11 protein-coding genes are annotated in these 13,477 nt (G+C 70.5%); 7 read left to right on the top strand and 4 right to left on the bottom strand.

The genetic code is table 11. From position 1 onward, the window contains the following. Nucleotides 1-81: 81 nt before the first annotated feature. Entirely contained in the window at nucleotides 82-879 is a 798-nt protein-coding gene (locus NON19_RS21825) for a phosphatase (RefSeq protein WP_255930502.1), read from the top strand. Nucleotides 880-1,037: 158 nt separating this feature from the next. Here the strand turns inward: NON19_RS21825 and tesB are convergent, their stop codons facing one another. The 3 genes from tesB to NON19_RS21840 form a co-directional block, all read right to left on the bottom strand. Then, nucleotides 1,038-1,910, bottom strand: coding sequence for an acyl-CoA thioesterase II (tesB, locus tag NON19_RS21830; RefSeq protein WP_255930504.1), 873 nt, complete (start codon nucleotides 1,908-1,910; stop codon nucleotides 1,038-1,040). A gap of 10 nt (nucleotides 1,911-1,920) precedes the next feature. Then, nucleotides 1,921-3,078, bottom strand: coding sequence for an acyl-CoA dehydrogenase family protein (locus tag NON19_RS21835; protein WP_255930506.1), 1,158 nt, complete (start codon nucleotides 3,076-3,078; stop codon nucleotides 1,921-1,923). 82 nt (nucleotides 3,079-3,160) lie between these two features. After that, complete coding sequence (locus tag NON19_RS21840) at nucleotides 3,161-3,760, bottom strand: SACE_7040 family transcriptional regulator (protein ID WP_255930508.1); 600 nt, start codon at nucleotides 3,758-3,760, stop codon at nucleotides 3,161-3,163. 98 nt (nucleotides 3,761-3,858) lie between these two features. On the opposite strand from NON19_RS21840, the gene NON19_RS21845 reads away from it, so the two are divergent. The 6 genes from NON19_RS21845 to glmS all read left to right on the top strand — a co-directional run bounded on the left by NON19_RS21845 (nucleotide 3,859) and on the right by glmS (nucleotide 11,895). Then, on the top strand, nucleotides 3,859-5,496 hold the full coding sequence (locus NON19_RS21845; protein WP_255930510.1) for a carboxyl transferase domain-containing protein: 1,638 nt from the start codon (nucleotides 3,859-3,861) through the stop codon (nucleotides 5,494-5,496). Nucleotides 5,497-5,508: 12 nt separating this feature from the next. Further along, nucleotides 5,509-7,512: an acetyl/propionyl/methylcrotonyl-CoA carboxylase subunit alpha gene (locus NON19_RS21850; RefSeq protein ID WP_255930512.1), complete on the top strand. Its 2,004-nt coding sequence runs from the start codon at nucleotides 5,509-5,511 to the stop codon at nucleotides 7,510-7,512. Further along, the gene (locus NON19_RS21855) at nucleotides 7,509-8,447 is read left to right on the top strand and encodes a hydroxymethylglutaryl-CoA lyase (RefSeq protein WP_303654123.1); all 939 of its coding nucleotides are present in this window, start codon (nucleotides 7,509-7,511) and stop codon (nucleotides 8,445-8,447) included. Before NON19_RS21850 ends, NON19_RS21855 begins: the two co-directional genes overlap by 4 nt. A 5-nt stretch (nucleotides 8,448-8,452) precedes the next feature. Then, nucleotides 8,453-9,619: an acyl-CoA dehydrogenase family protein gene (locus NON19_RS21860; protein WP_255930514.1), complete on the top strand. Its 1,167-nt coding sequence runs from the start codon at nucleotides 8,453-8,455 to the stop codon at nucleotides 9,617-9,619. Between the two features lie 112 nt (nucleotides 9,620-9,731). Further along, complete coding sequence (locus NON19_RS21865; RefSeq protein WP_255930516.1) at nucleotides 9,732-10,007, top strand: hypothetical protein; 276 nt, start codon at nucleotides 9,732-9,734, stop codon at nucleotides 10,005-10,007. A gap of 73 nt (nucleotides 10,008-10,080) precedes the next feature. After that, entirely contained in the window at nucleotides 10,081-11,895 is a 1,815-nt protein-coding gene (glmS, locus tag NON19_RS21870; RefSeq protein ID WP_255930518.1) for a glutamine--fructose-6-phosphate transaminase (isomerizing), read from the top strand. Between the two features lie 58 nt (nucleotides 11,896-11,953). On the opposite strand, the gene NON19_RS21875 is transcribed toward glmS, so the two are convergent. Further along, nucleotides 11,954-12,475 carry a universal stress protein gene (locus NON19_RS21875; RefSeq protein ID WP_255930520.1) on the bottom strand — a complete coding sequence of 174 codons (522 nt, stop codon included), beginning with the start codon at nucleotides 12,473-12,475 and terminating at the stop codon, nucleotides 11,954-11,956. Nucleotides 12,476-13,477 lie beyond the last annotated feature (1,002 nt).

Below are 13,477 nucleotides of genomic sequence, written 5' to 3' on the forward strand. Positions count from 1 at the left end.
CGTCGCGGTAAACCACCCGGTAGGGTCACGCCTTCGTTGCGATTGGCCACTGGTCGTACGTCCGTTCCCCGGCACGAGACAATGGGCGGTATGCCGACAGTTCGCACTCCGTCCCGCCAGGCCCTGATCGACCACCTCGTACGGACCCGGATCGCCGGGGACGTCGCCACCCCTCGCGAGAACAACCTTGAGCACTACCGCGAGTTGGCGGCCGGTAACCGCTACTACTGGCTGGGGCTGGAGCTCGGCGACCGCTGGACCGACGAGGACGCCGTGCTGAAGGTGATGGCCGAGCGCTGCGGCGTGGTCGCCGACCCGGCGCACCGGACCGGGCAGGACACCATCGACCCGGAGCTGACCGTCGAGGCGCTGGAGCGGATGGCCGTCGTGCTGCGCAAGGCCGCTGCCGGGAAGCAGCGGGTACTGCTCGCCACCGGTCACCCGGGTGGCCTACTGGGCGTCCACCTCGCGACGGCCGCCGCGCTGCGCGCCGCGGGGTGCGAGATCGTCGGGATTCCCCAGGGCCTGCGCGCGGACGACGGCCGGGTGCTGCAGATGGGCGGCGTCGCCATGGTGCTGCGCGGCGCCGCGCTGGTGCACACCCACTCCCCCGACCCCATGGCGGCGATCCTGGACGCCATGGAGCGGGAGGGTCGCCCGCTGCCGCATCTGGTGGTGGCCGACCACGGCTGGGCCGGGTGCGCGGGCCAGCGCGGCATCGAGGCGGTGGGCTACGCGGACTGCAACGACCCGGCGCTGTTCCTCGGCGAGGCGGAGGGCTCGCTGCGGGTCACGGTTCCGCTGGACGACCACGTGGAGCCAGGGCACTACGAGCCGATGACCGCCTATCTGCTGTCGGCCGCGGGGCTGGCCGAATAGCCGGTTCGGCACCGCCGGTCCACGCCGCGGGGGTTGTCCGCCGACGCGACGGAATGCCTTTACCGCCGCGGCGGCGAGCGGTCACGGTGACGGTGAGCGGTGCCTGTTCAACCGCCGTGTTCCACAAGCGCGTTGTCCCCGGAGTCCGCCGTAGGGGCTCACCGCGGCACCCGTACCAGGCCCTCCTGGATCACCGAGACGGCGAGTTGGCCGTCCTGGGTGTAGATCCGTGCCGTGCCCAGACCGCGGCCGCCTGACGCCGACGGGCTCTGCTGGTCGTACAGCAACCACTCGTCGGCGCGGAACGGCCGGTGGAACCACATGGCGTGGTCCAGGCTGGCGCCCACCACGTCGCCGACCGCCCAGCCGCCACGGCCATGCGCCAGCAGGATGGAGTCCAGCAGCGTCATGTCCGACACATAGGTGGCCAGGCACACGTGCAGCAGCGGATCGTCGTCCAGTTTGCCGCGGGTACGGAACCAAACCTGTGAGCGCGGCTCGCGCCGCTGCCCGGCGGTCAGGAACGGCGGGTCCTGCGCGTACCGCAGGTCGACCGCCGCACGGGCCTCCAGCAGCCGGTCCACCACGGTCGGGTCGGGGAACCGGTCGGCGTGCTCGGGCAGCAGTTCCTCGGCGGTCGGCAGCGACTCGGGATCCGGCGCGGGCGGCATCGGCTCCTGGTGCTCCAGCCCTTCCTCAGGGGTCTGGAAGGACGCCGACAGGTGGAAGATCGGCTGACCGTGCTGGATCGCCACCACCCGACGGGTGGTGAAGGAGCGCCCGTCGCGGATCCGGTCCACGTCGTAGACGATCGGCGCGCCCGGGTCGCCGGGGCGCAGGAAGTAGGCGTGCAGCGAGTGCGCGTGCCGCTCCTCGGGTACCGTGCGGCCAGCCGCGACCAGCGCCTGGGCGGCGACCTGGCCGCCGAAGACCCTGGGCACCAGGGCGGCGCGGCTGGTGCCCCGGAAGATGTCCCGTTCGATCGGCTCCAGGTCGAGCAGTTCGAGCAGGGAACGCAGTGGTTCGTTCATCGCGCCGTGGTCACAGTCCGAGCGACTTGGCGATGATGGAGCGCATGACCTCGCTGGTGCCGCCGTAGATGCGGGTGACGCGGGTGTCGGCGTACAGCCGGGCGATCGGGTACTCCATCATGTAGCCGTAGCCGCCGTGCAGTTGGAGGCACTTGTCGATGACGCGGGCGGCGACCTCGGTGCAGAACAGCTTGGCGGAGGCGGCGTCGGCGGCGGTCAACTCCCCGGCGTCGTGGGCCTCCAGCGCCCGGTCGACCACCGCCTGCGCGGCGTCCACCTCGGCCTTGCAGTCGGCCAGCACGAACTTGGTGTTCTGGAACTCCGCGACGGTCTTGCCGAAGACGGTGCGCTCCCTGACGTACTCGGTCGCGAACCGTACGGCCGCGGACGCCTGGGCGTAGGCGCTGACGGCGATGCCCAGGCGCTCCTGCGGGAGGTTGTGGGCGAGGTAGCCGAACGCCTTGCCCTCCTCGCCCAGCAGGTCCTCCACCGGTACCTTGACGTCGGTGAAGGACAGTTCGGCGGTGTCGGAGGCCTTCAGGCCCAGCTTCTCCAGCTTGCGGCCGACCGCGTATCCCTCGCTCTTGGTGTCCACCACGAGGATCGAGATCCCACCGCGCCGGTCCTGCGGGTCCGGCGGCGAGGTGCGGCAGCAGACCAGGACGCGGTCGGCGAGCACGCCGCCGGTGATGAAGGTCTTGGCGCCGTTGAGCACGTAGTGCGTGCCGTCCTCGGACAGCTTGGCGGTGGTCTTCATTCCGGCCAGGTCGGAGCCGGTGCCGGGTTCGGTCATGGCGATGGCGGTCATGATCTCGCCGCTGACGAACCCGGGCAGCCAGCGCTTCTTCTGCTCGTCGTTGGCGTACTTGAGCAGGTACGGCAAGCAGAGCGCGGTGTGCACGCTGCTGCCGCCGAAGCTCACCCCGGCGCGGGCCAGTTCCTCGGTGATGACGGCGTTGAACTTGAAGCTGCGCTCGCCCGCGCCGCCGTACTCCTCGGGCACCTCGATGCCGAAGACGCCCAGCTCACCGAGCTTGTAGTAGAAGTCACGCGGTGCGTGCCCGGCCGCTTCCCACTCGTGGTAGACCGGCGCGACCTCGGCGGCGATGAAGTCGCGGATCGTGGAACGGAACGCCTCGTGGTCCTCGTGGAAAACCGTGCGACGCACTTGCGCCTCCCCATGGGCGAGTTTCAGCCTAAGCAAGCGCTCAGCAAGTTACTTCCCGGTTAGCGATCTGTCCAGGGCCGCACTACCGGGCGACGGAGCCGTCCAGGGCGGCGAAGGCGCCGAGCGCGAGGCGACGCAGCAGCGCACCGGCGGCCTGCCGACCGGGCAGCTCACCGCTCAGGCCGAGATGCGGCGTGGAGTTGAGCAGGCCGAACACCGCGTGCACCGCGGCCCGCGCCTCGACCTCGGTGGCGTCCGGATGGCGCTGGCGCACCACCTCGACCCACAACTCGACGTACTGCCGCTGCAGTTGGCGCACCAGCTTGCGGTCGGAGTCCCGCAGTCGGTCCAGCTCGCGGTCGTGCAGCACGATCAGCGGCCGGTCGTCCAGGGCGAACTCGGCATGGCCGCGCACCAGCGCGTCCAGCGCGTGCTCCGGGTCCGCCGCCTCGGCCACCCGGCGCTTGCCCTCGGCGAGCAACCGGCCGCTGATGCCGACCAGCAGCTCGGCGAGCATCGCGTCCTTGCCCGCGAAGTGCCGGTAGAGGCCGGGACCGCTGATGCCGACCGCCGCACCGATCTCGTCGACGCCGACGCCGTGGAAACCGCGCTCGGCGAACAGCTGCGCGGCTTCTTTGAGGATCTGCTCACGCCGGGTCGCCCCGGCCTTCGTCGGCTGCATGAAATTAATTGTAGACAGGGCCGTTAGCGGGCGTTAACCTGAGGTCATCAGGTTAACGACCACTAACATCCGCGCCGTGGGCAAGGGGGCTCAAGGCAATGCGTGACACGGCACCACCCGCGCTGCGCAGCGCGGTCGACCCGGCATCCGAGGCCTTCGCGGCCAACGCGGCCGCGCACGCCGAACTGGCGGCCGGGCTGCGCGAGAAGCTCGCCGCCGCCCGGCTCGGCGGCGGCGAGAAGGCGCGCGCCCGGCACACCGCGCGCGGCAAGCTGCTGCCGCGGGACCGGGTGGACGGGCTGCTGGACCCGGGCTCACCCTTCCTCGAGCTGGCCCCGCTGGCAGCGGACGGGATGTACGACGGGCAGGCGCCCGCGGCCGGAGTGATCGCCGGTATCGGCCGGGTGGCGGGCCGCGAGGTGGTGGTCGTCGCCAACGACGCCACGGTCAAGGGCGGCACCTACTACCCGATCACGGTCAAGAAGCATCTGCGCGCCCAGGAGGTGGCGCTGGACAACCGGCTGCCGTGCGTCTACCTGGTGGACTCCGGCGGCGCCTTCCTGCCGCGCCAGGACGAGGTCTTCCCGGACCGCGAGCACTTCGGCCGGATCTTCTACAACCAGGCCACGATGTCCGCCCGGGGCATCCCGCAGATCGCGGCGGTGCTGGGCTCCTGCACGGCGGGCGGTGCGTACGTCCCGGCGATGAGCGACGAGGCGGTGATCGTCCGCAACCAGGGCACCATCTTCCTCGGCGGCCCGCCGCTGGTGAAGGCGGCCACAGGAGAGGTGGTCACCGCCGAGGAGTTGGGCGGCGGAGAGGTGCACTCCAAGGTCTCCGGAGTCACCGACCACCTGGCGCAGGACGACGCACACGCACTGCGCATCGTGCGGAACATCGTCGGCACCCTGCCAGAGCGCGGCCCGCTGCCCTGGTCGGTAACTCCGGTCGAGGAACCAGCCGTTGACCCCGCCGGGCTGTACGGCGCGGTGCCGGTCGACCCGCGCACCCCGTACGACGTGCGGGAGGTCATCGCCCGGCTGGTGGACGGCAGCCGGTTCGCCGAGTTCAAGGCGGAGTACGGCACCACCCTGGTCACCGGCTTCGCCCGGCTGCACGGCCACCCGGTGGGCATCGTCGCCAACAACGGCATCCTCTTCGCCGAATCGGCGCTCAAGGGCGCGCACTTCATCGAACTGTGCGACCAGCGCGGCATCCCGCTGCTGTTCCTGCAGAACATCTCCGGCTTCATGGTCGGCAGGCAGTACGAGGCGGGCGGCATCGCCAAGCACGGTGCCAAGATGGTCACCGCCGTCGCCTGCACCCGGGTGCCGAAGCTGACCGTGGTGATCGGCGGCTCCTATGGCGCGGGTAACTACTCGATGTGCGGCCGGGCCTACTCCCCCCGCTTCCTGTGGATGTGGCCCAACGCGAAGATCTCGGTGATGGGCGGCGAACAGGCCGCCTCCGTGCTCGCCACCGTCAAGCGGGACCAGATGGAGGCGGCGGGCGAACAGTGGCCCATCGAGGAGGAGGAGCGCTTCAAGGCCCCGATCCGCGCCCAGTACGAATCTCAGGGCAACGCCTACTACGCGACCGCCCGGCTCTGGGACGACGGGGTGATCGACCCGCTGGAGACCCGCACGGTCCTCGGCCTGGCCCTGACGGCCTGCGCCAACGCGCCCATTCCACAACGGGATCCACTGGCTCCCGGCTACGGCGTCTTCCGGATGTAGGGGGATCACCAGATGTTCGAGACGGTCCTTGTGGCGAACCGGGGCGAGATCGCCGTCCGGGTGATCCGTACCCTGCGGCGGCTCGGCATCCGCTCCGTCGCGGTCCACAGCGACGCAGACGCCGAGGCGCGCCATGTGCGGGAGGCCGACCAGGCGGTGCGCATCGGGCCGCCCGCGGCCAGCCAGAGCTATCTGTCCATCGAGCGGCTGCTGGAGGCGGCGCGGCGCACCGGCGCCGAGGCGGTCCACCCCGGCTATGGCTTCCTCGCCGAGAACGCCGCCTTCGCCCGGGCCTGCGAGGACGCCGAGCTGGTCTTCATCGGCCCGCCGGCCGGGGCCATCGAGCTGATGGGCGACAAGATCCGTGCCAAGGAGACGGTACGGGCGGCGGGCGTCCCGGTCGTCCCCGGCAGCGACGGCAGCGGCCTGACCGATGCCCAACTCATCGACGCCGCCCGGCGGATCGGCACGCCGGTACTGCTCAAGCCGTCGGCGGGCGGTGGCGGCAAGGGTATGCGCCTGGTACGCGACGAGGCGCGGCTGGCCGAGGAGATCGCCGCCGCCCGCCGGGAGGCGCTGGGTTCCTTCGGCGATGACACCCTGCTGGTCGAGCGGTGGATCGACCGCCCGAGGCACATCGAGATCCAGGTGCTGGCCGACGGCCACGGCCAGGTGGTGCACCTCGGTGAGCGCGAGTGCTCGCTGCAGCGCCGCCACCAGAAGGTCATCGAGGAGGCGCCCTCCGTACTGCTGGACGAGGCGACTCGCGCGGCCATGGGCGAGGCCGCCGTACAGGCGGCCCGCTCCTGCGGTTATCGGGGCGCGGGCACGGTGGAGTTCATCGTGCCCGGCGCGGATCCGGCCGCGTACTGCTTCATGGAGATGAACACCCGGCTCCAAGTGGAGCATCCGGTAACCGAGTTGGTCACCGGGCTCGATCTGGTCGAGTGGCAGTTGCGGGTCGCCGCCGGGGAGCGGCTGCCGTTCGGGCAAGGCGACATCGCCCTGACCGGCCATGCCGTGGAGGCCCGGATCTGCGCCGAGACCGCCCGGGTGAACGGCGACCGGGTGGACTTCCTGCCCTCGGCCGGACCGGTGCTGGCGCTGCACGAACCGGACGGCGAGGGCGTGCGCGTCGACTCGGGACTGGCCCTGGGCACCGAGGTCGGCACGGCGTACGACCCCATGGTGGCCAAGGTGATCGCGCACGGTCCGGACCGCCCGACGGCGCTGCGCCGACTGCGCGCCGCGCTCGCCGACACCGTGGTGCTCGGAGTGGACACCAACACCGCTTTCCTGCGGCGTCTGTTGGGCCATCCGGCCGTCACCGCCGGGGAGCTGGACACCGGTCTGATCGACCGCGACGCGGCCTCGCTGGTCGCGGCCCGGGTCCCGGACGAGGTGTACGCGGCGGCGGCGCTGCTACGGCAGGCGGCGCTGACCCCGCCGGACGGCTCGACGTGGACGGATCCGTTCTCGGCGCCCAGCGGCTGGCGGCTGGGCGGTGAGCCCGCGTGGACCGTGCACCACCTGCGGGTCCCCGGGCAAGAGCCGGTGGTGGTGCGCGTACGCCCCGGGCTGGTCAGGGTCGGCGACGCCGAGCCGGTGAGCGCCACGCTGCACCTGGACCAGGACCGGGCGGTACTGCACTGGGACGGCGTGACCCATGTCCTCCGCCACGCCGACGGCTGGCTGGGCCGGGATGGCGACGCCTGGCACATCACCGACCACGATCCGGTGGAGGCGGCGCTGCGCGGTGCCGCGGGCGCGTCCGGCACCGACACCCTGACCGCCCCGATGCCCGGCACGGTCACCGTGGTCAAGGTCAGCGCAGGGGACCAGGTCACCGCCGGACAGAGCCTGCTGGTGGTCGAGGCGATGAAGATGGAGCACGTCATCACCGCCCCGCACGACGGCACGGTCACCGAGATCGACGTCACCGCGGGCAGCACCGTCGCCATGGACCAGGTGCTGGCCGTGGTCGTCCCGAGCGCCGCTGCGCAGGAGGAGTCATGACAAGCAACGGCCTGCCGATGCCCTTCCCCGTGGAGGACCTGCCGAGCCAGGTGCGGATCCATGAAGTGGGCCCGCGTGACGGGTTGCAGAACGAGAAGGCCGTCGTGCCCACCGAGGTGAAGGCGGAGTTCATCCGGCGCCTGGCCGAGACGGGGCTGCGGACCATCGAGGCGACCAGCTTCGTCCACCCCAAGTGGGTTCCCCAACTCGCCGACGCCGAACAGCTGATGCCGATGCTGTCCGGCCTGGACGTGCGGCTCCCGGCTTTGGTGCCCAACGAGCGTGGACTGGAACGGGCGTTGGCGCTCGGCGTCGAGGAGATCGCGGTGTTCGGCAGCGCCACCGAGTCGTTCGCCAAGGCCAACCTCAACCGGACCGTCGATGAGTCACTGGCCATGTTCGAGCCGGTGGTGTCCCGGGCCAGGGCTGCGGGCGCACGGGTGCGCGGCTATCTGTCGATGTGCTTCGGCGACCCCTGGGAGGGCCCGGTCCCGGTGCGCCAGGTGGTCTCGGTGGCGCGGCGGCTGTTCGACCTGGGCTGCCATGAACTCAGCCTCGGTGACACCATCGGCGTGGCCACCCCGGGCCATGTCACCGCCCTGCTCTCCGCGCTGCGCGAGGCCGGGCTGACCGCCGACCGGCTCGCGGTGCACTTCCACGACACCTACGGCCAGGCGCTCGCCAACACCCTGGCCGCGCTCCAGTCGGGCGTCGCCACCGTGGACGCCTCGGCCGGAGGCCTCGGCGGCTGCCCGTACGCCAAGAGCGCCACCGGCAACCTCGCAACAGAAGACCTGGTCTGGATGCTGAACGGTCTCGGCATCGACACCGGGGTGGACCTCGACCGCCTCACCGCCACCAGCGTGTGGATGGCGGCACACCTGGGCCGACCAAGCCCGTCCCGTACCGTTCGCGCCCTCTCCCACAAGGAGTGAACTCCATGACGATCGACCACCGGCTACCCGCCGAATACGAGGAACTCCGGCGCACCGTCGAGGAGTTCGCCCATGACGTGATCGCCCCGAAGATCGGGGAGTTCTACGAGCACCATGAGTTCCCGTACGAGATCGTGCGCGAGATGGGACGCATGGGGCTGTTCGGGCTGCCGTTCCCCGAGGAGTACGGCGGCATGGGCGGCGACTACTTCGCGCTGTGCCTGGCGCTTGAGGAGCTGGCCCGGGTGGACTCCTCGGTGGCGATCACCCTGGAGGCTGGGGTGTCGCTGGGGGCGATGCCCATCTTCCGGTTCGGCACCGAGGAGCAGAAGCGCCAGTGGCTGCCCAGGCTGTGCTCGGGTGAGATGCTCGGCGCGTTCGGGCTCACCGAGCCGGAGTGCGGCTCCGACGCGGGCGGCACGCGCACCACCGCGCGGCTGGACGAGGCCACCGGCGAGTGGGTGATCAACGGCACCAAGTGCTTCATCACCAACTCCGGTACGGACATCACGGGGCTGGTCACGGTCACCGCGGTCACCGGCCGGGACGAGAACGGGCGGCCGGAGATCTCCTCGATCATCGTGCCGTCCGGCACGCCGGGCTTCACCGTCGCGGCCCCCTACTCCAAGGTCGGCTGGAACGCCTCGGACACCCGTGAGCTGTCCTTCGCCGACTGCCGGGTCCCGGCGGCCAACCTGCTGGGTGAGATCGGCCGGGGCTACGCCCAGTTCCTGCGGATCCTGGACGAGGGACGGATCGCCATCTCGGCGCTGGCCACCGGTCTGGCCCAGGGCTGTGTGGACGAGTCGGTGTCGTACGCCAAGACCCGGCAGGCCTTCGGGCGGCCGATCGGCGCCAACCAGGCGATCCAGTTCAAGCTGGCCGACATGGAGATGCGCACCCACACCGCTCGGTTGGCCTGGCGGGACGCGGCGTCCCGGCTGCTGCACGGCGAGCCGTTCAAGAAGGAGGCGGCGCTGGCCAAGCTGTACTCCTCGGAGATCGCGGTGACCAACGCCCGTGAGGCCACCCAGATCCACGGCGGCTACGGCTTCATGAACGAGTACCCCGTGGCGCGGTTCTGGCGGGACTCCAAGATCTTGGAGATCGGCGAGGGCACCAGCGAGGTGCAGCGCATGCTGATCGCCCGAGAGCTGGGGCTCACAGCCTAAACCGGGACAAAATTCCACTACGCGCACAGTCTGGCTGTGAAATCGGGCGGTCGCTGCCCGATATCGGGCAGGAATGTTGCACTGTGGGACCTCCCTCCCGCAGGATCGTCCGGTGCTCGAACGCCGGACCGCTCACGATGAGCTCGTAGACCACCTGGTGCGGACCACCACGCTGCAACGCGGCGAGGCCGCCCGGGTGGTCCTCGACGTGCTGGCGTACTTCGACGAGTCGGCGGAGGACTACGTACGCCGGCGCCACCGGGAACTACAGGCCAAGGGCCTGGCGAACGCCGAGATCTTCGAACGGATCACCGAGGAGCTGCCGCACCGCGCGGTGGCCCCACCGGAGTTCTCACTGCGCCAACTGCGCCGCATCGTCTACGGCTGACCGCCTCCGGCGGCAGCAGGAGCGCCACTCAAGCACCACACGCATCAGGCACCACCAGGGAGGGACGACATCCATGTGCGGGATCGTCGGATATATCGGAAAACGTGACGCCGCTCCGCTGCTGCTGGAGGGGCTGCAGCGACTGGAGTACCGCGGCTACGACTCGGCGGGCGTCGCGATCAGCGGCAAGTCGGGGGGACTGAAGACCGTCAAGGCCAAGGGCCGGGTACGCGAACTGGAGTCGCGGGTACCCAAGCGGTTCAGCGGAACCACCGGTATCGCCCACACCCGTTGGGCGACCCATGGTGCGCCGAGCGACGACAACGCACATCCCCACCTGGACGCAGCGGGCAAGGTCGCCGTCGTCCACAACGGCATCATCGACAACGCCGCCGAACTTCGCGCCAAACTCGTCGCCGACGGCGTGGAGTTCGCCTCCGAGACCGACTCCGAGGTGCTGTCGCACCTGATCGGCCGCTCCACCGCCGAGACGCTGGAGGCCAGGGTCCAGCAGGCGCTGTCGCGCGTGGAGGGCACCTACGGCATCGCGGTACTGCACGCCGACTTCGCCGACCGCATCGTGGTCGCCCGCAACGGCTCTCCGGTGGTACTGGGCATCGGTGAGAACGAGATGTTCGTCGCCTCCGACGTGGCCGCCCTGGTCCGGCACACCCGCCAGGTGATCACGCTGGACGACGGCGAGATGGCCACCATCAAGGCCGGTGAGTACCGCACGTACACCACCGAGGGCAGCCGTACCGCCGCCTCGCCGACGACCATCGAGTGGGAGGCCGAGAGCTATGACATGGGCGGCCACGACACCTACATGCACAAGGAGATCTGCGAGCAGGCGGACGCCGTGGACCGGGTACTGCGCGGCCGGATCGACGACCGGTTCGCCACCGTGCACCTCGGCGGCCTGGGCATCGACGCCCGGGAGGCGCGCGGGGTGCGCCGGGTGAAGATCCTCGGCTGCGGTTCGGCGTACCACGCGGGCCAGATCGGCGCCCAGATGATCGAGGAGCTGGCCCGGATCCCGGCCGACGCCGAGCCCGCCAGTGAGTTCCGGTACCGCAACCCGGTGGTGGACCCCGACACGCTCTACATCGCGGTCAGCCAGTCCGGCGAGACCTATGACACGCTCGCCGCCGTCCAGGAGCTCAAGCGCAAGGGCGCCCGGGTGCTCGGCGTGGTCAACGTGGTCGGCAGCGCCATCGCCCGGGAGACGGACGGCGGGGTGTACGTGCACGCCGGGCCCGAGGTGTGCGTGGTGTCCACCAAGTGCTTCACCAACACCGCGGTGGCCTTCGCGCTGCTGGCGCTGCACCTGGGCCGGGTGCGCGACCTGTCGGTCGCCGACGGCAAGCGGATCATCGCCGGGCTGCGCAAGCTGCCGGACCAGATCTCGCAGATCCTGCGCGGCGAGGAGGAGATCAAGAAGCTGGCCGCCGAGTACGCGGACGCCAAGAGCATGATGTTCGTCGGCCGGGTGCGCGGCTACCCGGTGGCCCGCGAGGCCTCGCTGAAGCTCAAGGAGGTCTCCTACGTCCACGCCGAGGCCTACCCCGCCTCGGAATTGAAGCACGGGCCGCTGGCGCTGATCGAGCCCGAGGTGCCGTCGGTGGCGATCGTGCCGGACGATGAGCTGCTGGAGAAGAACCGCGCCACGCTGGAGGAGATCAAGGCCCGCAGCGGTCGCATCCTCGCGGTGGGCCACCAGGAGCAGGAGGTCGCGGACCACACGATCGTTGTGCCGCGCAACGAGCCGGAGCTGGACCCGATCCTGCTCGGCATCCCGCTGCAACTCCTCGCGTACCACGCGGCGTTGGCGCTCGGCCGGGACATCGACAAGCCGCGGAACCTGGCGAAGTCGGTGACGGTGGAGTAGCGGTGCGGGAAGCTCCGGGGGCCCACCCCCGGAGCTCCGGTCCGATAAAACGTTTTATCTAGGGGATCACGATCACCGGACGCTGCGCGCGGCGGGCCAGGCGGCCCGCCACCGAGCCGAAGATCTTGCCGATCACACCGTGCGTGCTCCCCACCACGATGGCATCCGCCGAGTACTCACGGCCGACCTCCTCCAGCTCGTGGCAGATGTCGCCGCCGCGCTCCACGAGGATCCACGACACCTCGGACAGGTAGTCGGCGCAGGCCAGCTCCAGGCCGAGCACCTCGGTGCGGTAGTCCGGGACGTCCACGAAGACCGGCGGCTCGCAGCCGGCCCAGACGGTGGCGGGCAGCCGGTTGGCCACATGGACGATGATCAGCCCCGAGCGCAACCGCCGAGCCATGCCGATGGCATAGGCGAGGGCGCGCTCACTGGAGACCGAGCCGTCGAATCCGACGACCACGCCGTGCTGGAAGGCCGGATCGCAAGAATGGCGCGCCTGCGCCGCCGCGTCGGGTTTCGCCGCCGAGTCGGCGAGCGGTTTGCCGTCGGCGGGGTCGTGGTGCTCGTAACCGGCCATGATGGGTTTTTCGGCGAGGGCGGCGCGGTGGGCGCCGCTAGAGCGGACACGGACAGCGGTGACCGCGGGATCGGCCAGGTTGGCCGGTAAGGGCGTTGCCCTCCCGCTGCCTCCAGAGTACGGCGGCGGCGCGTTCGTGGACAGATCCGTTGGACGCCCCGCCGTGGGTCTTAGTACCCGGAGTTTCCAGGAGAATGCCGGAGCCCGGCGGGAAGCGCAACGCCTCATGCCTCTCTGGTCGCCGACGTGGGCCACCGCGGCCCCGAACCGGCGTCCGACGCCCCGCCCTGGCGGCTGAAAACCGGACGGCCGGTTGCACTTCCGAGCGGAATCCGTTTGACGCTCAACCACCCGCCGTCCTCACACCGCCCCACCACCCCCCGGCGCGGCGAATCCCCGCGCGAGGCCGTGCCGCAGAGCGTCATGGCCGGTGCCCACGATCCACCCAGGACCAGGGCGGCGCCCGGTGGGCACAGCGGCGCGAGGTGTAAATCGGGGCGCGCGACGGCGCGTTGGCTCGGTGGCACGGTCGAATCGGCGATGCTTTTCGGCCAACTTTTCCATGGCGTACGGGTGTCCGGAACGTCCGCTTCCAACACCCCCACCACCAGCGGAAACGCGGAGCAGGGGGGTTCACCGAGCCAGCCGCACCGGTGTGTTACCGAGGGGCATAACCGAGGCGCACTTCCCAGCGGAGCCGGTGAGTGGAACGCTTCGTGATCGAATGCTTCGCGCCAAGTTGTCTTGTCGACTTAGTGCTGGATGGTGAACTTGTCACCGCATCCCGAGCGAACACACAGTAGATTCGATCTTGGGTAACACGGCGGGGGAAACGTGCAGTACCGAAAGGACGTTGCGTCGACCGAGGGGGGCTCATCCGCCATGACCCAGGACTCCAGGACCGGTGCGGCGACGGAGATCGCGATCTCGTCAACTCCGTCCCTCCGCCCGTCGGTTCAGAGCTGCTGCGGCACGACCAGTGGTGCGGCCACTGGAGGAACC

Source organism: Streptantibioticus rubrisoli, assembly GCF_024436055.1.
Taxonomy (GTDB): domain Bacteria; phylum Actinomycetota; class Actinomycetes; order Streptomycetales; family Streptomycetaceae; genus Streptantibioticus_A; species Streptantibioticus_A rubrisoli.

Excerpts from the sequence above, each read along its gene's own strand:
- NON19_RS21825 (WP_255930502.1), top strand. The coding sequence starts at position 82 with ATGGGCGGTATGCCGACAGTTCGCACTCCGTCCCGCCAGGCCCTGATC.
- tesB (WP_255930504.1), bottom strand. The coding sequence starts at position 1,910 with ATGAACGAACCACTGCGTTCCCTGCTCGAACTGCTCGACCTGGAGCCG.
- NON19_RS21840 (WP_255930508.1), bottom strand. The coding sequence starts at position 3,760 with ATGCAGCCGACGAAGGCCGGGGCGACCCGGCGTGAGCAGATCCTCAAA.
- NON19_RS21845 (WP_255930510.1), top strand. The coding sequence starts at position 3,859 with ATGCGTGACACGGCACCACCCGCGCTGCGCAGCGCGGTCGACCCGGCA.
- NON19_RS21850 (WP_255930512.1), top strand. The coding sequence starts at position 5,509 with ATGTTCGAGACGGTCCTTGTGGCGAACCGGGGCGAGATCGCCGTCCGG.
- NON19_RS21855 (WP_303654123.1), top strand. The coding sequence starts at position 7,509 with ATGACAAGCAACGGCCTGCCGATGCCCTTCCCCGTGGAGGACCTGCCG.
- NON19_RS21860 (WP_255930514.1), top strand. The coding sequence starts at position 8,453 with ATGACGATCGACCACCGGCTACCCGCCGAATACGAGGAACTCCGGCGC.
- glmS (WP_255930518.1), top strand. The coding sequence starts at position 10,081 with ATGTGCGGGATCGTCGGATATATCGGAAAACGTGACGCCGCTCCGCTG.
- NON19_RS21875 (WP_255930520.1), bottom strand. The coding sequence starts at position 12,475 with ATGGCCGGTTACGAGCACCACGACCCCGCCGACGGCAAACCGCTCGCC.